Below are 19075 nucleotides of genomic sequence, written 5' to 3'. Positions count from 1 at the left end.
GATATTTAGGTCTCAGCGGTTTAGTTTTTTATCACAAGCTTTTCTTCTAGACCAAATTTCTCTAGGAAACGGCCTTGCTCTTCTTGGATTTGCGGAGTTGGATTTTTGATGCCCATGACCAGTTCTATCATTTCTGGATGGGCCTCACGGACCAGCTGACTCAGAGCCCAGATAGCCGTAGCGACATGAATGGGATTTTGCCCCTTGTCGATAATTTCCAGCAGTTTGGGAATGGCAGAGCGATCGTTGGCATTTGCCAGAGCGATAATGGCATTGCGTTGAAGGATGTTTTTCCCCCGCCAGCTGCCGGCCACATGACCGAATTTCTCCTTAAACTGACCGTTGGAAAGCTCCAAGAAAGGTAGGAGCTCGGGATGAGAGAGCTCAGGGTCAATCTCTGTTGCGAGCGGATTGTCCAAGCCTTTATTGTAAGGACAGCAGATTTGGCAGATATCGCAGCCATAGATGACAGTCTTAATCTTCTTGCGAAATTCCAAATCCATGACGCCCTTGTCCTGAGTCTGAAAGGATAGACAGCGCTTGGCATTCATGCTGCCATCGCCAATCAGGCAGGAAGTAGGGCAGGCTGTCACACAGCGGTTGCAGTCTCCGCAGCCATAGTCGACAGGCTGATCAGGCTCGATGTCCAGATTGGTGATCAGCTCTCCTAAAAACATATAGGAGCCAAATTCCTTGGAGATGACCAAGCCGTTCTTGCCGATAAAGCCGATTCCTGCTCTTTGGGCTACAGCAGTATCGACCAAGGCACCCGTGTCCACCATGCCCTTGTATTCAAAGTCAGCGGTCAGCTCTTCGATTCCCTTGGCAAGCCGATCCAGCTTGTCCTGCAGGACATAGTGGTAGTCCAGTCCCCAGCTGTTGGGGGTGAATTTCCCCCGCTTGTAGGTCGTTTTCTGAGGTTGCTGCTTGAGCTTGTGGGGGTAGGCGACTGCGATAGAGATAATGGTCTTGGCCGAAGCCAGACTCAGCTTGGGCTTGATTCGCTCCTCGATGTTCTTATGCTCAAATCCTGAATTTCGTCCCTCTTCTACAGCCAAGCGTAGCGACTTCTCCAGATAGTCAAAATCATCCGCTGTCGTAAAGCCAATCTTAGAAATCCCAATTTCTTTTGCTAAGTTAATAATTTCTTCTTTGATGTTCATCCTTACTATTATAACGGAAAAATGCCAACTTGGCGAATGATTGAGAAAGGCCTCCCCTCTAAAGATATACCAATATTTTATAAGACTTCCTAATCCTATAGCCTATATGATATAATGAAATGTGGAATTTTTTATAGAAAGTTCCGCAAAGTTTAGGGAATTTTTTTAATAAATGGGAGTTATAATATGAAAAAGAGATATTATGAGTTTTTGAATGTCCTTATTACGGATGATAGTCCAATCAGAAATTTGGATTTTTATAAAGCCGGTTTGATTGAGTTATTTTTTATCTCACTGGTATTTATCGTTTCGATTTTCTTGCGTGGTGAGATCCATGATCGGAGCATGATGGTCATGCAGTTTACGATTGGGCATATCGCTATCTTGTTGCTAGCCTTCTTGTTATTCCAAAAGTTTTTTGATACCAAAGTGCTACAGATCATTCCGACCAGCTCTTACCTATTTCTTCATTTTGAATTGCTTTTTTGGGGCTCCATCTTTTTTGGTGAGAACTACTTAGCATTTTTTATGATTTTTATCATACTTAGCTTGTCTTATCAGCTGATCAATTTGCTCTATCAGATGGTAATCGTCTCAAAATTGAGATATTTTGAACAGAAACAAAAGATCAACATTTTGCAGATTCATGCTATCGTCCTGTGCTGCCTGTCAGCAGGAGTAGCAGTCATCACTCGCCTGTTTATGCTGTCAGGACTCTATATGATTATTGCCTTGGTAGGCTTGAGCATCGCATTGACGCCCTTGTATCTACTGGGCTATGCACAAGTTTTCACAGGCTGGAGAAATCAAGTGCCTGAAAAATGGTAGAATTGAAGGGGGATTGGTCTGTCTAGTCTTGAATACGTTTGGTTTCCTCTAACACGTTGATTGAGAAGATTAGAGTAAATGCATTTTAATCAGTAAGGTAGAGAAATAATTTTCTCTGCCTTTATTTTTTCACAAATCTGAAAGCGCTTCATTGACAAAGTCAATCAGATAGTTTATAATATAATAACAGTATAGAAAATGGCAAGGAAGCCTGATTTGATCGCAATGAAGCGAGTGTTTCAGAATCAAAGGGTTTTTTCTCTGCCATTTTTTTGCGCACTATTATTTTTTTATGGAGGATTGTTTCTATGCGGACAAAAGGAATTGTGCTGCTTTGTGGTTTGGCTTTGCTTCTGGGAGCCTGTCAAGCGGGGAATAATAAGACGACGACTGAGTCATCCTCGGCTAAGACGGAGACAACAGATAAGGACAAGGCTAAGACTTTGGATAAGGGCGTCTGGGAAGACAAGCTTTACGCTCGTCTGACTAAGCTTATCAAGGAGAATGGGAACACCAGCTCTACCTACGATAAAAATAAAAAACCTTATGCCGTCTTTGACTGGGACAATACGACAGTCATTAATGACATCGGCGAAGCAACCTTTACCTATCAGATTGAAAATCTGGCCTTTAAGATGACGCCAGAAGAATTTGACCAAGCAGTGCGGACCAATATACCGAGCGACGATTTTGTTGAGGATTACCATAACAAAGATGGTGAGCCAGTGAATATTGACAAGATTGCGGCTGACTTGCTTTCTGACTACACAGCTATTTACAATAGCTATAAGGGAATGAAAGGGGACAAGTCTCTGGAAGAAGTCAAAAAGACTGATGAATACCAAGACTTTGCTGCTAAACTCCGCTATCTTTACGAAGCGATTGGTGACACCTTCAGCTCAGACATCAGCTATCCATGGGTGACCTACCTCTATTCAGGTATGACTTCTGAAGAAGTTCAAGCCCTATCTGAAAAGTCTATTGACCAGGCTCTTCAAGACAAGCTGACTTCTGAAACCTGGGAAAGTCCTGAAGGCTTGAAAGGTGAATCAGGCCAAATCAGTGTAACCTTCAAGCGGGGTGTTCGCTCAGTCAAGGAAATGCAAAATCTCTACAAGACTCTGATGGCTAACGGCATTGATGTCTATATCTGTTCAGCGTCTTATATTGATGTGATTATCCCTTATGCTAGCAATTCTAAGTATGGCTACAATATTCCTAAAGAAAATGTCACTGCTATGCGCCTGAAAAAGGATGATAAGGGTGTGATTCAGCCGGAATACGATACCAACTATGCTCAGACTCAAGGTGAGGGCAAGACAGAAACCATCAAGAAGCTGATTGCTGTCAATCATGACAATCAAGAACCAATCCTGATTGCCGGCGATAGTAATGGCGACTATGCTATGCTCAAGGACTTCCCTAAACTGCAAATGGGTATCATCTTCAATCTTCTGAGAGATCCTAGCAAGGGAATCGGTCTTTTGCAAACCAAGGCAATTGAAACTTATGGCCAAGAAGATGCCCTTTACTATCTGCAAGGCCGCGATGAAAATAAAGGTGTACTGCTCAACGGCAGGGAAACTATCAAACTAGATAGTAAGGAAGCCCAGCTCAGTAAATAGCGGGCAGTCCCCTGTCATAGAGAGGAATGGATGCAAGATATGAAAAAAATCATGTTTGTCGGTCCGGTCGGAGTGGGTAAGACCACTCTGACTCAGCGACTAAAGGGTTTGGAGCTGACCTACTATAAGACTCAGGCGGTTGAGTTTCATGATACCATCATTGATACTCCTGGAGAATTTCTCCAGCATCGTAGGTATTATAATGCCTTGAACGTGACGGGTGCAGATGCCGATGTGATTGGTCTCCTGGTAGCAGCTTCCAATCAGATGCAGACCTTTCCTCAGGGCTTTTCCTCCCTTTTCAATCAAGAAGTGATTGGCATTGTCACCAAGATCGATATGGCTGATAAGGAAGAACAGATTGAAAAAGCACGGCGGCAGCTGAAAGCGGCTGGAGCCAAGGAAATTTTTGAAATATCAGCGACGGAAAACGAAGGAATCGACCGTCTCCAGGCCTATTTGGAGGCAGAATAGGGACGAGAAGGCGAATATGGTATACTAGATTCTAACAAGGAAACGAGGAAGGAATGTCTATTTATGAAAGTAGAGCACGGGGGAAATGCGGCAGCTTTGGCTGAGGAATTTGGTTTTTCTCTAGAAGACTGTCTGGATTTCAGTGCCAATATCAATCCTTTGGGGATTTCTCAAAAGCTGAGGGCTTGTCTGACCGAGTCCATTGATTGGCTGGTTCATTATCCAGACATCAGCTACAGCCACTCCAGAGAGCTTTTGGCACATCATCATGGCCTAGAAAAGGACAATGTCCTGCTGGCAAATGGTGCAGTAGAAGTCTTTTATGAGCTGGCCCGCTTCCTGCGTCCAAAAACAGTCCTGACTCTGAGCCCTACTTTCATGGAATATGAAAAAGCCTTTTCGCAAGTGCAGGCCAAGGTGGAGCGCTTTAGCCTCCCTTCCCCATCCTATGAGTGGAATCTAGCTGACATGATGCCGGCCTTGGATTCACTGACTGCAGGAGACGCTGTACTCATCTGCAATCCTAATAATCCGACGGGTAGCTTGATTCGGCGTACTGAGTTAGAAAAGCTAGCTGAGGACCTGCAGGAGCGGCAAATCTTTTTGATACTGGATGAGGCTTTTATGGACTTTCTGGACGATGAGGAGGACTATAGCTTCGTCTCACGTCTGGCCACCTATCCAAATGCAGTAGTGGTGCGGTCTCTGACCAAGTTTTATGCTATTCCTGGTCTGAGATTGGGCTATGCTCTTAGCTGTCATCCGACTTGCTTTGATGAGATAGAGAGGAGCCGAGCTCCTTGGTCGGTCAATGCTATGGCTGATCGCGCCCTGCCTGTCCTTTTGGAAGATCAGGCCTATCAGGAAGCTACCAAGCAGTGGCTTCGACTAGAAAGAGATTTCCTTTTTCAAGGGCTGACTGAATTTTCACAGATTCGACCGGTCAAGCCTAGTGTCAACTATATCTTCTTTGAGTATCTAGGTCGGCAGGACTTGCGTCAGGAGCTTCGGCAGAGAAAGATTTTTATCCGTTCCTGTCAAAATTATCATGATCTGACAGACCGGCATTACCGCATAGCCATCCGCAGCCATCAGGAGAATGAACAGCTTTTGGCTTGTCTGACAGAGGTCTTGGCGAAAGAGGCTCCTTATGACTAAGGTAATCGTGTCCTGTCCAGGTTCCTGCGGTGAATTATTTCAAGGTTTAGTAGGAGAGCAGGAGGTCCTGCTCTCCTATGGGATTGAGAAGCGCAGTCGAGTGAGATTGGACGGGGCTTCGTCTCTCGCAAGGCAAGCCCAAGGTGAAAAGGTAAGGCGAGCTCTGGAGCTCCTGCCTGAGTCCAATGATTTCTCTTTTGTTCAGGAGTCAGACCTGCCTATCAGCAAGGGTTATTCTAGCAGCACAGCTGATATGATTAGCTGCCTGCAGGCAGCTGCTCTGGGACAAAAGCAGCCTCTAAAGGCGGCAGATTTGACGCGTCTCTGTGCCAAGATTGAGCCTACTGACTCGGTGGCTTTTGCGGACTGGACGGTCATTAATCCCCTGACTGGTCAAGTTGTCTGGCAGACAGACTGGCGACCGGAGCTCTATGTTTATATCTTGGAGCCTGTGGAGATGGTGACAACTCTTGACTTGGTTCGGATGAAGGACAGTCCTAGCTATCCGGCTGCGGAATCTCAAGACTTGCTTCCTCTCTTTCAGGAGGCTTGTCAGGAGAAAAGCTTGGAACAAATTGGCCATTTAGCGAGCTATAGTGCTTTGTTGAACAACCAACGGCTACCCAAGCCCTATCTGAAAGAATTACTGAATTTGGTAAAAGAACACCAGTGTTTAGGCCTCAATGTTGCACATAGTGGTACATTGGTTGGTTTGTTGCTGAGCAGGGAACAGCTAGAAGTCTTGCCTAAGCTAGAGGCTGAACTAGCTCGCTCAGCCAGTGGGGCTTATTATCAGACTCGGACTTTGAGCAGGATTATTTTTGAAGGGGTGCAGCCGGTCAGGGAGGAGATAGACTAGTTTGAAAGACTTAGAAAAAATTATTGAGCAGATTCTTCCGATAGATAAAGACAAGCTTCAAGAAGGCCAGTGCTATTGTGATCAGCTAGGAAAGCCGCCGGGCTCCTTGGGAAAGCTTGAGACCATCTATGCTCGCTTGTATGCCATGTTTTCTGGTCCCATTGATTTGGATAAGAAGATTGTTCTCGTCTATGTGGCAGATAATGGCATTGTGGCTGAAGGCGTTTCTGCCAACCCTCAAGAAACTACTTATACTGTTGCTCGCAATATTCTAGCAGGGAAATCAGGCTTGTGTGCTATTTCCAAACATGCAGGTTCAGACATCTGTCTGGTAGATATTGGCTGCAAGAAGGATATCTTTGAGGAGAATGGGGATAAGGTCTGTCATGGGACGCGCAATATGCTCGAGGAGCCAGCCATGACTCGTGAGCAGGCAATAGCGGCAGTTCTAGTCGGCTACAAGAAGACAGAGGCCTTGATTAAAGATGGATATCGTCTCTTTGGAACAGGAGAAATGGGGATTGGCAACACTACCACCTCGGCTGCTGTCATTGCGGCAGTTCTTGGTCTCAAAGCAGAGGACGTCACAGGCTATGGAGCTGGTCTGACTCAGGATATGAAGGCTCATAAAACAGCCATTATCCAGCGGTGTTTGGAGCGTCACACTCCTTATGGAGATATTCTTGATCTGACCTCTAAGCTTGGTGGGCTAGATATGCTGGCTATGGCAGGCACTCATCTTGCCTGTGCCCGCTATCAGCTGCCTTGTGTAGTGGATGGTCTTATCTCTCTGACGGGGCTTTTGATTGCCCATCAGCTGACCCCTCATGTCTTGGACTATACCTTTGCTTCCCATGCTTCGACGGAGCCTGCTTACAGACTGGTCAGTGACTTTCTAGGACTGGATCCCATGCTTTTGCTGGACATGAGACTGGGTGAAGGCACAGGCTGTCCTTTGGCTTTCTTTCTGCTGGAAAATGCTGTTTATACCATGGAACACATGCCAACCTTTGCTGAAGGCAGCTTGAAAGAAGAAGATTATATTGATATTCGCAAAAATGTGACTTAAAGGAGGAAAAATATGCAACTCTATACAAAAACAGGTGACAAGGGCTTGACCAAGCTAGTTGGCGGCCAAAGTGTCGCTAAGGATGCGGAACGAGTTAATGCTTACGGAACCATTGATGAGCTGAACTCTTGGATTGGTTATACGATTACCAAGTTGGACAAGGATGATAAGCTGAGAGATGAGCTGCTCCAGCTGCAGCATTATCTCTTTGACTGTGGTTCAGACCTCTCTACTCCTCAGGGAGTTTACCCTTATAAGGTCGATCAGCAGCTGATTGACTGGATTGAGGAGAGGATTGATACTTACGCAGAAATTCCACCAGCTTTGGAAAGGTTTATCCTGCCGGGCGGTGACGAGATTGCTTCCATGATTCATGTAGCTCGAACCATTGCAAGACGGGCAGAGCGTCACATCGTAGGAACGATGTGGACTACAGAAATTAACAATAATGTCCTGATTTTTGTCAACCGTTTGTCAGATTACTTCTTTGCCTTAGCTCGAGTAATCAACTTTACCAAACATCAAGAAGACGTGGCCTATGAAAGAGGTGCCAAGGTCTTCCACAATATCACCAAGGCGGATGTTGAGCGTTGGGCTAGCAAGCGCCAGTGATAAAAGAATAGAAAAAGTTCTGTCTTTCCAAATTGACTTTTACCAAGTCTTGGAAGGACAGAACTTATTTTGATCTTCTAAAAAAAGAAAGCCGCCTATACATCATTGTATCTTTATGCTAAGCGTCGTTGATTAGCACTAGCTTTCCAATTATTGACTCTGCTCCTTTGCAGAAAGACAAGTGAAACCTCATCTTTAGAAAATTAACGTACTTAAACGTAGAGTCAATAATGGAAACTAAGCTAAAACGTTTGTTCCAAACTGACATCACTACCTTACATCGAGGCATGAAATCTACTAAAATTTAAGAATAAAGACCTGACTTAAAGCTGAAAAGCTTATCACAGTGGCGGGACCGCGCTGGATTTACACCAGACTTCCATATCCTTAAAAGTACTAAAATCAATTTCCTAGTAACTAGATTGTAACACCTTTCACAGGTAATTACAAGGAAAACGAATCAAATTTTAATAAAAATTTAATCCTTCAAACAAGCTTGTTTTTGAAAAGAGAAGCGGCACTAAAAATTTCTTATATTAATGACTTTTTCATTGCCATGAAAGCGCTTTTGTGTTATAATTCAATATAGTACAAAGGGGTACTGATGATAAATAAGCAATGAAGCTATATGAAAATGCTGTGACGTGTGTAGGGGAGCAGTCTTATTTTCATATAGTTTCTTTTTGTTTAAAAATAGATACAACAGAAAGGAGAAAAGATGTATAAGATTTCCTATAAGACTGAATTGCATGTGGGCAAGGGCGCTCTGCAGCAATTAAGCCATTATAAAAACGAGCATATTTTAGTCGTTGCGGATCCTTTTTTGAAGACATCTGGCACGCTGGATACTATTTTAGCCAACTTTGATGACAGCAATGATATTGTTGTTTTCACAGATATTGTGCCTGATCCGCCAATCGAAACAGTTGTGGCTGGTATCAAGAGTGCAGGAGACAAGCCAATCAGCATTGTGCTTTCTATTGGCGGAGGCTCTGCCATTGATGCTTCCAAGGCTATGTATTATTTTGCCAAGAAGCAGGGTGCCTTCTCAGAGGCTATTCTCATCGCCATTCCTACAACAAGCGGAACTGGATCTGAAGTGACTGACTTTTCTGTTATCACAGATGCAGACAAAGGCACCAAGTATCCGTTGGTGACCAGTGAAATTCTGCCAGATGTTGCTATCTTGGATGCGGATTTGGTTATGTCTCTTCCTAGCAACATCACAGCAGATACAGGAATGGATGTGCTGACTCATGCTATTGAAGCCTATGTATCCACTGAGGCGACCGACTTCTCCGATGCCTTGGCTGAAAAGGCAATTAAGCTAGTCTTTGAATATCTGCCTAAAGCCTACAAAAATGGTCAGGATGTAGAAGCGCGTGAAAAGATGCACGCAGCATCCACTCTGGCAGGTATGGCCTTCAATACTGCTTACTTGGGTATTAACCACAGTCTGGCTCATGCGGCAGGTGCTAAGTTCCATGTTCCCCATGGTCGTTTAAACAGTATTTTAATGCCCCATGTCATTCAGTATAATGCTGGTATCGATCTCAATAATAGAAGCCGGCAGGCAGTAGACAAGACTGTAGCCAGCCGCTATCAGGATATTGCTAAACTACTGGGATGCAGTGCTTCAAGCCCTGTGTCAGGAGTAAGACAGCTAGTTGAAGCTATCAAGAAGCTCCAGAGAAAGCTGGAGATGCCAACTTCTCTGAGAGAATACGGTGTGAAAGCAGATGTCTTTGCTCAGTACAAGGTAGAAATTTCAGAAGCTGCCCTGCATGATGGCTGTACTCCGACTAATCCTCGTGTCCCTACGGCAGAAGAACTGCTTAAAGTATTAGAGAAAGCGTTTTAATCCTCTGAATTGCTGTTATGCCAAAATTATTGTATAATGATTAAGAGCATGCAGTACACTTCTGAACGTTTAAAATCATGAAGAAGGTTTACTAAATTGGAAGAAAAACAAAGAATGATACAGGAATACGTTCCTGGGAAACAAGTGACCTTGGCGCACCTTATCGCTAATCCTGATGAAGTCATTTTTGAAAAATTAGGATTGCAGGCAGAAATCAAGGATGCGATTGGAATCTTGACGATCACTCCGAGTGAAGCGGCTATCATTGCAGTTGATATTGCGACCAAGGCTGCAGATGTTCAAGTTGGTTTTGTGGATCGTTTCAGCGGCTCTGTCGTGATGACAGGTGACGTTTCTTCTGTTGAGGCAGCTCTCATTGCCGTTTTACAAGGTCTGGAAGAGATTTTGGGCTTCTCCAGTACTGTCGTAACACGGACATAAAAAATCAAACTGTCGAGGGGAAGTATGAAGGGCAGAATACTAATTGTTGATGATGATCCAATTGTAAGATTAGATATCCGAAATATATTAGAAGCAGCTGATTATGAAGTGGTGGCTGAGGCATCCGATGGCTTTGAGGCTATTGATTTGTGTCAGAAATATCGTTGTGACTTGGTCATGATGGACATCAAACTTCCGCTTCTGGATGGCCTGACAGCGGGTAAGAAGATACTCGAAGATGCTTTAGCTTACAGTGTGATTCTACTGTCAGCCTACAGTGATGAACACTATGTTCAAAAAGCTAAAACCAATGGGATTAGTGCTTACTTGGTTAAACCTTTGGATGCCAAGTCCTTGATTCCAATGGTAGAGGTCTGCATTGAGAAGGGCCGCCAGCTTCAGCAGATGTCCAATGAAATGGTCAAGCTGTCGAAAAAGATAGACGATCGGATTGTGATTGAAAAGGCCAAAGGCTTGTTGATGGCTCGTGATCATTTGTCAGAGCCAGAAGCTTTCAAACGCATTCGGACAATTAGTATGCAAAAGAGAGTGCCGATGATTGAGATTGCTAAATTGCTGGTGCTCCAAGATGATGTGTAATGATGTATAAAGATAAGATAAAGCAGCTTTGTCAGGAACAGACAAATTTGGATGAGGCTGATATCGAGCATCTTGTCCAACAGGCTGACGAATTATTGAAAAACTCAGCTTATGCCAATGAAGATGTCTTCATTGACGTAAAGAACATCTTTTCGGAACATGCCATTGTCATCTTTCACAAAAAACCGGAAAGCAAGCTCAGCTTGTACGAAAACTCGGTCGTAGGTGCTATGGCCTATCTGGAAAATGAGCCAGGTGTTATCCGGACCTTGGAGACGGGCGCTCCCTCGATTGGGCTTTCGGCCAGATCGCAGGAGGGCTTAGCCATCCATCAGACGGTCTTTCCGATAGTGAGAGAAGAGCGCGTCATTGGAACGCTGATTATCGAAAGAAATGCTCCACAGACTTTGCCGGACCACTTGTCTTTAGATAAAGAGGACGACGATTTTGAGTTACGGAGCAATCCTGAGATTACAGCTCAAGAGCAGTTTGTTTTATTTGATCATATTGACGAAGCTTGTCTGGTTTTTAATCGGCAAGGCTATCTCAAGTATTTCAATCAAGCAGCTGCCGACTCTTATCGCCATAAGCTAGGCTATATGGACCCGATTGAGGGAATGCACTATAGCAATCTGGTCTTAGACAGTCTGCCTTTTGAAGAAATACAGCAGCTGGGACCGCAAGCCCCTCAAGAAAAACCTCACCAAGTTGAGGTACATTATGGCACTTATTGCTTTTTGGTCAAGCGCTACCTGCTGGCTGAGAGTGAAAATATGGTCATGATCTGTAAGGATATTACAGACATCAAGGAAAAGGAAGCGCAGCTCTTAACCCATACAACTACCATTCGTGAAATGAACCATCGGGTAAAGAATCACTTGCAAACCGTTGTTTCCTTATTGCGACTACAAGCTCAGCAAAGTCCAGGAGCAGACACCAAAAAAGCTCTTAATGACAGTATGAATCGTGTGCTCTCCATAGCGGCAACTCACGAGCTCCTGTCTTCTCAGCAGGATGACAGCATTCAGATTGAGCATCTGCTGAAGAAAGTTATCGAAAATGTTCAGCGCTGTTTTTCCGGGCATAGGGAAATAGCCCTGACCTACAGCTTGGAACCGGAACTCTGTCTTGACAGCAGCCGGGCTACTTCACTGGCGCTAATCGTCAATGAATTATTGCAAAACAGCTATGAACATGCTTTTAAGGACAAAAAATATCCAGAAAAGCCGCAAATCCATTTGCAGGTTGGACTTAAAAATGATATAATAACTTTAAAAGCACTGGATAATGGTAGCGGTTACAATCAAGAGCATGCCTTTGAGAATCATCTGGGTTTACTCTTGGTGGAGCGCTTTGTCCAAGGAAAATTGTTTGGAACCTTGTCTATCCACTCAGACCATGAGGGGACGACAACGACTATTCGTTTTAAAAAATAAATACTACCAGACTAACAATGATGTCAGTCGAAAAAAGCAATGACGCTTGAAGAATGTAAATGAACTCTGTTTGTTTGCATTGCTTTGAGCGTCTTTTTTTGGAGGTTTTTAGTATGTCAGATAAAATTTTGAGTGTGGGGCTTGATATCGGGACAGCCACTACACAGCTGATCCTTTCAGAGCTTACCATCGAGAATATTGCTTCTGTGTTTACTATTCCTCGTGTCTATATTACAGATAAAAAAGTTCTTTATAAAAGTGAAATTATCTTCACACCAATTTCGGATCAACTTTTGATCGAGGTGGATAAGATCAAAAACTTTGTTCTGAATGAGTATGCGAAGGCAGGCATTCAGAAAAAAGATATTCAGATGGGAGCAGTCATCATTACTGGTGAGACGGCTCGCAAGGAAAATGCCAGTCAGGTGCTCCAAGCACTGAGTGGCTACGCTGGTGACTTTGTCGTTGCGACGGCTGGGCCAGACCTTGAGAGTATCATCGCTGGTAAAGGGGCCTGCAGCCATCAGTATTCTCAAGAGCATCATACATCAGTCGTCAATATTGATATTGGTGGGGGGACTTCCAATCTGGCGGTCTTCCGAGAAGGAGATGTGATTGATACAGGGTGTTTTGATATCGGAGGTCGGCTGATAAAGATGGATCCGCAGACCCAGCGGATTAGCTATATTGCTCCAAAACTGCAGACTATCATTGCAGAGCAGGGGCTTCAGCTGGCAGTTGGTGAAACGGTCCATCGGGCTGATTTGGATCGGCTGATTCAAGAAATGGTCTCCGTATTAGAACAGTCTGTAGGAATTGACAATCACAGTCCTTACTATGAGCTCCTACAGACCAACCACGGTCTCAAGTTGAACTATGATCTCCACTGCGTATCCTTTTCTGGTGGTGTAGCTGATGGAATATATTTGGAAACGACCTCGGCGGATGATTTCCGCTATGGGGATATCGGTATCCTGCTTGGCAGGGCGCTGAGAAAATCCAAGATTTTTGATCAAAAGAAAGTCATCCAGTCAGCTGAGACTATTCGGGCAACCGTTGTTGGAGCCGGCAGCCATACGACCGATGTCAGTGGCAGTACCATTACCTACATCTCTGATATCCTCCCTATTAAGAACATTCCAGTTCTCAAACTGGCAGCTTCTGATGAGCATGAGGATAAGGAGGGACTGCAGCAGATTATCAGGGACAAGGTAGCCTGGTTCACACTGGAAAATGAAGTCCAGCAGGTGGCTTTGGCAATCAATGGAGAAAAAAGCCCAAGCTTCGCCCGAGTTTTGGAATACGCAGAGGCTATTGTCAGCGGAATGAGCGAAAGTATTGAAAAGAAAATTCCGCTGCTAGTGGTAGTCAGAGAAGATATGGCCAAGGTTTTAGGTCAATGTCTCTTTGCTCAGTTGCCAAAGGATTATCCATTTGTCTGCATTGACTCAGTGGATGTTCAAAATGGCGACTATATCGATATTGGTAATCCAGTCATTGAAGGCTCGGTCTTACCGATTGTTGTGAAAACATTGGTGTTTAATTAAACTTTTATTTACACAAAGGAGGAAGTAATCCATGATTTTGAAAACAAAATTGTTTGGTCGGCTTTACGAATTTAAATCCGTAAAAGAAGTGCTGGCCAAAGCCAATGAGTACAAATCCGGAGATCAGCTAGCCGGAGTAGCAGCAGAATCTGCTGAAGAGCGTGTCGCTGCTAAGGTTGTACTAGCTCAGCTGAAACTGTCTGATTTGTTCAATAATCCAGTAGTGCCTTATGAAGAAGATGAGGTAACACGGATTATCATTGACGACGTCAATCTTCGTACTTACGAAAAGATTAAGAATTGGACAGTAGAAGAGCTGCGTGAATGGATCTTGGATAACAAGACTAAGAACGTGGACATTCAATGGCTGTCTCGTGGGTTGACTTCGGAAATGGTAGCGGCTGTTGCTAAGTTGATGACCAACTTGGACTTGATTGTGGCTGCTAATAAGATTGTCATTACCAAACATGCGAATACAACGATTGGTATGCCGGGAACATTCTCTTCTCGTCTTCAACCAAACCATACCACAGACGATCCAGACGGTATCATGGCTTCTACTATGGAAGGTTTTGCTTATGGATGTGGGGATGCTCTCTTAGGACTGAACCCAGTTGACGACTCAGTAGAAAGTGTTAAACGGGTCTTGCATAAGTTTAACGACTTCATCGAAGAGTACAAGATTCCAACTCAGCACTGTGTACTGGCTCACGTTACTACTCAGATTGAAGCCATGAATCAAGGTGCTCCGACAGGATTGGTCTTCCAGTCTATCGCTGGTTCTGAAAAAGGAAATGAAGCCTTTGGTTTTGATGCTAAAATCATTCAAGAAGCTTGGGATACAGCCCTGAAAGTAGGAACAGCTGCTGGACCGAATGTCATGTACTTTGAAACAGGTCAAGGTTCTGAACTTTCATCTGACGCTCACCATGGAGCAGACCAAGTGACTATGGAAGCTCGTTGTTATGGTTTCGCTAAACGCTTTGATCCATTCTTGGTAAATACCGTTGTTGGATTCATTGGACCTGAGTATCTCTACGATTCTAAGCAGGTTATCCGTGCTGGTTTGGAAGACCACTTCATGGGCAAACTGACTGGTATCTCAATGGGTTGTGATATCTGCTACACTAACCACATGAAGGCTGACCAAAACGATGCTGAAAATCTCTTGGTTCTTCTCGGAGCAGCTAATGTTAACTACATCATGGCGATTCCTCATGGTGACGATATCATGCTTAACTATCAAACAACTGGTTACCATGAAACAGCAACCATGCGTTCACTTCTCAACAAACGTCCAATCAAGGAATTTGAAGAGTGGATGGAAAAGATGGGCTTGATGGAAGATGGCCACCTGACAGAAATCGGCGGAGACGGCTCCATCTTTATGAGACAAAATTAGCAAGGAGGAAATCATTGTGGATGAATTGCAATTAAAAGAAATGATTCGCTCATTGTTAAATGAGATGGGCGGCGACTCAGCTGCTAAAGAAACAGCAGCGACTGACCAGAATAAAGTTGAAAAATCTGCAGTTTCTCTGCAGGAAGAAGTCAAACAAGACACTTCAGTGATAGAAGATGGCGTCATTCCAGATATAACGGAAGTAGATATCCAGGAACAGTTCTTGATTCCGAATGCCATCAATGAAGAAGCCTACCGGAAGATTAAGAAATTTACTCCGGCACGTCTGGGCTTGTGGCGGGCAGGTGATCGCTACAAGACACAAACTGTTCTGCGTTTCCGAGCAGACCATGCGGCAGCTCAGGATGCGGTCTTCTCCTATGTTTCAGATGACTTTATCAAGGAAATGGGCTTCATTCCTGTACAGACCAAGGCAGCAACTAAGGATGAGTACTTGACACGTCCAGATTTTGGCCGCATCTTCCCTGAAGATCAGCAGGCGATTATCAAAGAAAAATGCAAACCTAATGCCAAGGTTCAGATTGTCGTTGGCGATGGTCTTAGCTCATCAGCTATTGAGGCTAACGTCAAAGACTTTCTGCCAGCTCTGAAGCAAGGTCTGAAAATGTTCGGACTGGACTTTGGTGAAGTACTCTTTATCAAGCATGCTCGGGTTGCAGCTATGGACCAAATCGCAGAATTGACTGGAGCAGAAGTTATCTGTATGCTGGTCGGTGAGCGTCCAGGTCTAGTAACAGCTGAGTCCATGAGTGCTTACTTGGCCTACAAGCCAACAGTTGGTATGCCAGAAGCGAAACGGACCGTTGTTTCCAATATTCATAAAGGCGGAACACCAGCCGTTGAAGCTGGGGCCTATGTAGCAGAAATCATTAAGAAGATTCTTGATAATAAGAAATCAGGAATTGATTTGAAATAATAGGAGGTAGTGGCTTTGAAAAATGATCGATTAGGTGCAAGTGTATTAAGTGCCCTTCTGATTTCGAACGTGGATGCAGGTTTGGCAGCTTCTTTGGAGCTTAAACCACATCACAGAAGCCTGGGAATTATCACTTCTGACTGTGATGATGTCACTTATGTAGCCTTGGATGAAGCAACCAAGGCAGCAGATGTCGAAGTAGTCTATGCTCGCAGTATGTACGCTGGTGCAGGCAACGCTTCAACTAAGCTGGCTGGTGAAGTCATCGGTATCTTGGCTGGTCCAAACCCAGAAGAAGTTCGCAGCGGTCTGGATGTAGCAGTCTATGAAATCGAAAATGGGGCTAGCTTCTACAGTGCCAATGATGATGACAGCATTCCTTATTTTGCTCATTGTATCTCTCGTGCAGGTTCTTACCTGTCAGAGGGAGCTAATGCAGAAGAAGGAACAGCGATTGCTTACTTGATTGCTCCACCGGGTGAAGCTATGGTGGCACTGGATGCGGCTTTGAAAGCGGCAGATGTGCAAGTTGGAGCCTTCTATGGACCACCGAGCGAAACCAACTTTGCCGGCGGCCTTCTGGTCGGATCACAGTCAGCATGCCGAGCTGCCTGCGACGCATTTGCGAATGCAGTCATCGCAGTAGCAAATGATCCTAAAAGTTATTGATTAGGAGTTGATTAAATGGCAGATAGAGCACTAGGTTTAATTGAAGTAAAAGGTTATCTAGGTGCTGTAGTTGCGGCAGATGCGGCTTTGAAGGCTGCCAATGTATCATTGCTTAATATTGAAACGGTCAAAGCTGGTTTGAACACAGTTCAATTAATAGGCGATGTCAGTGCAGTCCGCTCAGCGGTTGATGCGGCAGTTGAGTTGGTACAGGATAAACCTTACTATCTGGCCAGCCATGTAATTTCTAGGTTGGATAACCAGACAGACATTCTCTTTGTACCAAAGAGAAATAGTAAAACAGCTAAAAAAGAGATTGCTTCTACGGCGGAAACAATCCCTTCAGAAAAAATCGAAGAAAAGCCTCAGCCTGTAAAGGAAACTAAGGCTGAACCAGCAAAGAAGCTTGAAGGAGAGACAAGGAGCTACACCAGAGAAGAACTGGAAAAACTAAAAGTCGTCGAACTACGCAGCCTTGCCTATCATCAAGAAGGTATCCGTCTCAGCAAGAAAGAAATAAAATTTGCCAACAAGAAACTTCTCGTTGAGACTTTGATGGAAACAATAGGAGAGGAGTAATTGCGGATGTTTTTAGAAGATAAAGATTTGGTATCGATTCAGGAAGTAAGGAATTTGATTCGGGATGCAAAGAAAGCCCAACAAGAACTTGCTAAAATGAGCCAAGAGCAAATTGATACCATTGTAAAAGTAGTAGCGAAAGCTTGTTATGATGAGCGTGAACGCCTAGCAAAAATGGCGGCTCAGGAAACTGGCTTTGGCCGCTGGGAAGACAAGGTATTGAAAAATGCTCTTGCTTCCAAAGGTATTCTTGAAGAAATTAAGGATATGAAAACTGTTGGGGTTCTCCGCGAAGACAAGGAAAAGAAAGTCTTGGAAGTTGGGGTTCCAGTCGGCGTCATCGCTGGCTTGATTCCATCAACCAACCCGACATCAACAGTTATGTATAAGGCTTTGATCGCTTTGAAGGCAGGAAACAGTATCGTCTTCTCTCCTCACCCAAATGCTCTTAAGAGTATTGAGGAAACAGTGGAAATCATCAAGAAAGCTGCTAAATCAGCTGGCTGTCCGGATGGAGCCATCAGTGCGATTCATCGGGTATCCATCGCAGCTACCAATGAGTTGATGCGACACAAGGATACAAATCTCATTTTGGCGACTGGCGGAAATGCCATGGTCAAAGCAGCATACTCATCTGGTACACCAGCAATCGGTGTAGGTCCTGGTAATGGTCCAGCCTTCATCGAAAGAACAGCAGATGTGCCAAAAGCAGTTCGTCAGATTTTGGATTCTAAAACCTTTGACAATGGTGTGATTTGTGCATCTGAGCAATCTATCATCGTCGAAGAAGATATGAAGGAAAAGGTTGTAGCAGAGTTCAAGAAACAAGGTGCTTACTTTGTTCCAGCAGAAGACGCTAAGAAACTGGGTGCCTTCATTATCCAGCCGAGTGGTGCGATGAATCCGAAGATGGTTGGTAAAACACCGCAAGTGATTGCGGAGTTAGCTGGTATTTCAGTTCCAGCAGATGCTCGGGTCTTGATTGCAGAAGAAACAGGCGTCGGCAAGCAGTATCCATATTCTATGGAAAAACTGGCTCCAGTCTTAGGCTTCTACACTGTCAAGGACTGGTTGGAAGCTTGTGAGCTGAGCATTAAGATTTTGCATCACGAAGGTGCAGGCCACACTCTTGCTATTCACAGTCAAAACGAAGAAATTATTCGTGAATTTGCACTGAAAAAACCAGTATCTCGTCTGCTGATCAATACGCCAGCAGCTCTGGGTGGTGTCGGTGCAACGACTGGTCTCTTCCCAGCCTTTACTTTGGGTTGTGGAGCTGTGGGTGGCAGCGCGACATCTGATAATGTCAGCCCGCTCAATCTCTTCAATATCCGTCGTGTAGCTTACGGAACAGCTGAACTGTCAGACCTGCGACAAGCAGAAAATATGGCAGTGGAAGAACCAAAAGCAGTAGCAGTTGACGGATCAAACGAAGAAGAACTGGTAACCTTGTTGGTTCAACGCGTATTGGAAAAACTAAAATAGTCAATATTAAACATTAAAATTGGAGGATACAATCATGGCAATCACAAATGCATTAGGAATGGTAGAAACAAAAGGACTCGTCGGCGCAATCGAAGCAGCTGATGCAATGGTTAAAGCTGCTAACGTAACTTTGATTGGTAAAGAACAAGTCGGTGCTGGATTGGTAACTGTAATGGTTCGTGGTGATGTCGGCGCAGTCAAAGCAGCGACAGATGCTGGAGCAGCTGCAGCTGAAAACGTTGGTGAATTGATTTCAGTTCACGTAATCCCACGTCCACACGCAGAAGTAGAAGTAATCTTGCCTCATCAAGAATAAGATTACAGACTTTC

19 protein-coding genes and 1 riboswitch are annotated in these 19075 nt (G+C 44.4%); of the genes, 18 read left to right on the top strand and 1 reads right to left on the bottom strand.

The window, feature by feature from the left end; translation table 11 throughout:
* Positions 1-20: 20 nt before the first annotated feature.
* A complete protein-coding gene (gene queG, locus ELZ47_RS09245) occupies positions 21-1163 on the bottom strand; it encodes a tRNA epoxyqueuosine(34) reductase QueG (RefSeq protein ID WP_126435867.1) in 1143 nt (380 codons plus the stop codon).
* A 186-nt stretch (positions 1164-1349) separates the two neighbouring features.
* Here queG and ELZ47_RS09240 point away from each other — a divergent pair, with 186 nt between their 5' ends.
* The 18 genes from ELZ47_RS09240 to pduA all read left to right on the top strand — a co-directional run bounded on the left by ELZ47_RS09240 (position 1350) and on the right by pduA (position 19061).
* Complete coding sequence (locus ELZ47_RS09240; protein WP_125331216.1) at positions 1350-1991, top strand: lantibiotic ABC transporter permease; 642 nt, start codon at positions 1350-1352, stop codon at positions 1989-1991.
* A 308-nt stretch (positions 1992-2299) separates the two neighbouring features.
* A complete protein-coding gene (locus ELZ47_RS09235) occupies positions 2300-3616 on the top strand; it encodes a haloacid dehalogenase-like hydrolase (protein WP_125331215.1) in 1317 nt (438 codons plus the stop codon).
* 39 nt (positions 3617-3655) lie between these two features.
* Entirely contained in the window at positions 3656-4090 is a 435-nt protein-coding gene (locus ELZ47_RS09230) for a EutP/PduV family microcompartment system protein (RefSeq protein WP_125331261.1), read from the top strand.
* 63 nt (positions 4091-4153) lie between these two features.
* Complete coding sequence (cobD, locus tag ELZ47_RS09225; protein ID WP_125331214.1) at positions 4154-5248, top strand: threonine-phosphate decarboxylase CobD; 1095 nt, start codon at positions 4154-4156, stop codon at positions 5246-5248.
* A complete protein-coding gene (locus ELZ47_RS09220; protein ID WP_125331213.1) occupies positions 5241-6107 on the top strand; it encodes a kinase in 867 nt (288 codons plus the stop codon). Before cobD ends, ELZ47_RS09220 begins: the two co-directional genes overlap by 8 nt.
* Before the next feature lies 1 nt (position 6108).
* A complete protein-coding gene (cobT, locus tag ELZ47_RS09215; protein ID WP_125331212.1) occupies positions 6109-7176 on the top strand; it encodes a nicotinate-nucleotide--dimethylbenzimidazole phosphoribosyltransferase in 1068 nt (355 codons plus the stop codon).
* Between the two features lie 12 nt (positions 7177-7188).
* Positions 7189-7788 (top strand): cob(I)yrinic acid a,c-diamide adenosyltransferase, encoded by a 600-nt coding sequence (locus ELZ47_RS09210; protein WP_002915832.1) that lies wholly within the window; start codon positions 7189-7191, stop codon positions 7786-7788.
* A gap of 259 nt (positions 7789-8047) precedes the next feature.
* Positions 8048-8196: riboswitch (adenosylcobalamin (AdoCbl) riboswitch) on the bottom strand.
* A gap of 310 nt (positions 8197-8506) precedes the next feature.
* Positions 8507-9649 (top strand): 1-propanol dehydrogenase PduQ, encoded by a 1143-nt coding sequence (locus tag ELZ47_RS09205; RefSeq protein ID WP_125331211.1) that lies wholly within the window; start codon positions 8507-8509, stop codon positions 9647-9649.
* Positions 9650-9745: 96 nt separating this feature from the next.
* Positions 9746-10090: a BMC domain-containing protein gene (locus tag ELZ47_RS09200; protein WP_002898216.1), complete on the top strand. Its 345-nt coding sequence runs from the start codon at positions 9746-9748 to the stop codon at positions 10088-10090.
* Positions 10091-10114: 24 nt separating this feature from the next.
* Complete coding sequence (locus tag ELZ47_RS09195) at positions 10115-10690, top strand: ANTAR domain-containing response regulator (RefSeq protein WP_002902510.1); 576 nt, start codon at positions 10115-10117, stop codon at positions 10688-10690.
* Complete coding sequence (locus tag ELZ47_RS09190; protein WP_125331210.1) at positions 10690-12126, top strand: sensor histidine kinase; 1437 nt, start codon at positions 10690-10692, stop codon at positions 12124-12126. Before ELZ47_RS09195 ends, ELZ47_RS09190 begins: the two co-directional genes overlap by 1 nt.
* 113 nt (positions 12127-12239) lie before the next feature.
* Positions 12240-13673, top strand: coding sequence for an ethanolamine ammonia-lyase reactivating factor EutA (gene eutA / locus ELZ47_RS09185; RefSeq protein WP_061592164.1), 1434 nt, complete (start codon positions 12240-12242; stop codon positions 13671-13673).
* Between the two features lie 31 nt (positions 13674-13704).
* Positions 13705-15075 carry an ethanolamine ammonia-lyase subunit EutB gene (locus ELZ47_RS09180; RefSeq protein WP_002915829.1) on the top strand — a complete coding sequence of 457 codons (1371 nt, stop codon included), beginning with the start codon at positions 13705-13707 and terminating at the stop codon, positions 15073-15075.
* A gap of 16 nt (positions 15076-15091) precedes the next feature.
* Positions 15092-16012, top strand: a complete 921-nt coding sequence (gene eutC, locus ELZ47_RS09175) for an ethanolamine ammonia-lyase subunit EutC (RefSeq protein ID WP_126435866.1) — start codon at positions 15092-15094, stop codon at positions 16010-16012.
* Positions 16013-16027: 15 nt separating this feature from the next.
* Positions 16028-16681, top strand: coding sequence for an ethanolamine utilization microcompartment protein EutL (gene eutL / locus ELZ47_RS09170; RefSeq protein WP_032913438.1), 654 nt, complete (start codon positions 16028-16030; stop codon positions 16679-16681).
* A 15-nt stretch (positions 16682-16696) separates the two neighbouring features.
* Positions 16697-17260 carry a BMC domain-containing protein gene (locus ELZ47_RS09165; RefSeq protein WP_125331207.1) on the top strand — a complete coding sequence of 188 codons (564 nt, stop codon included), beginning with the start codon at positions 16697-16699 and terminating at the stop codon, positions 17258-17260.
* A 6-nt stretch (positions 17261-17266) separates the two neighbouring features.
* On the top strand, positions 17267-18745 hold the full coding sequence (locus tag ELZ47_RS09160; protein ID WP_125331206.1) for an acetaldehyde dehydrogenase (acetylating): 1479 nt from the start codon (positions 17267-17269) through the stop codon (positions 18743-18745).
* Between the two features lie 34 nt (positions 18746-18779).
* A complete protein-coding gene (pduA, locus tag ELZ47_RS09155; RefSeq protein ID WP_002915825.1) occupies positions 18780-19061 on the top strand; it encodes a propanediol utilization microcompartment protein PduA in 282 nt (93 codons plus the stop codon).
* Positions 19062-19075 lie beyond the last annotated feature (14 nt).

The sequence above is a fragment of the Streptococcus sanguinis genome (genome assembly GCF_900635155.1).
Taxonomy (GTDB): Bacteria; Bacillota; Bacilli; order Lactobacillales; family Streptococcaceae; genus Streptococcus; species Streptococcus sanguinis_G.
The sequence above is the reverse complement of the archived record's forward strand: the minus strand, read 5'-3'. Positions and strand labels throughout refer to the sequence as shown.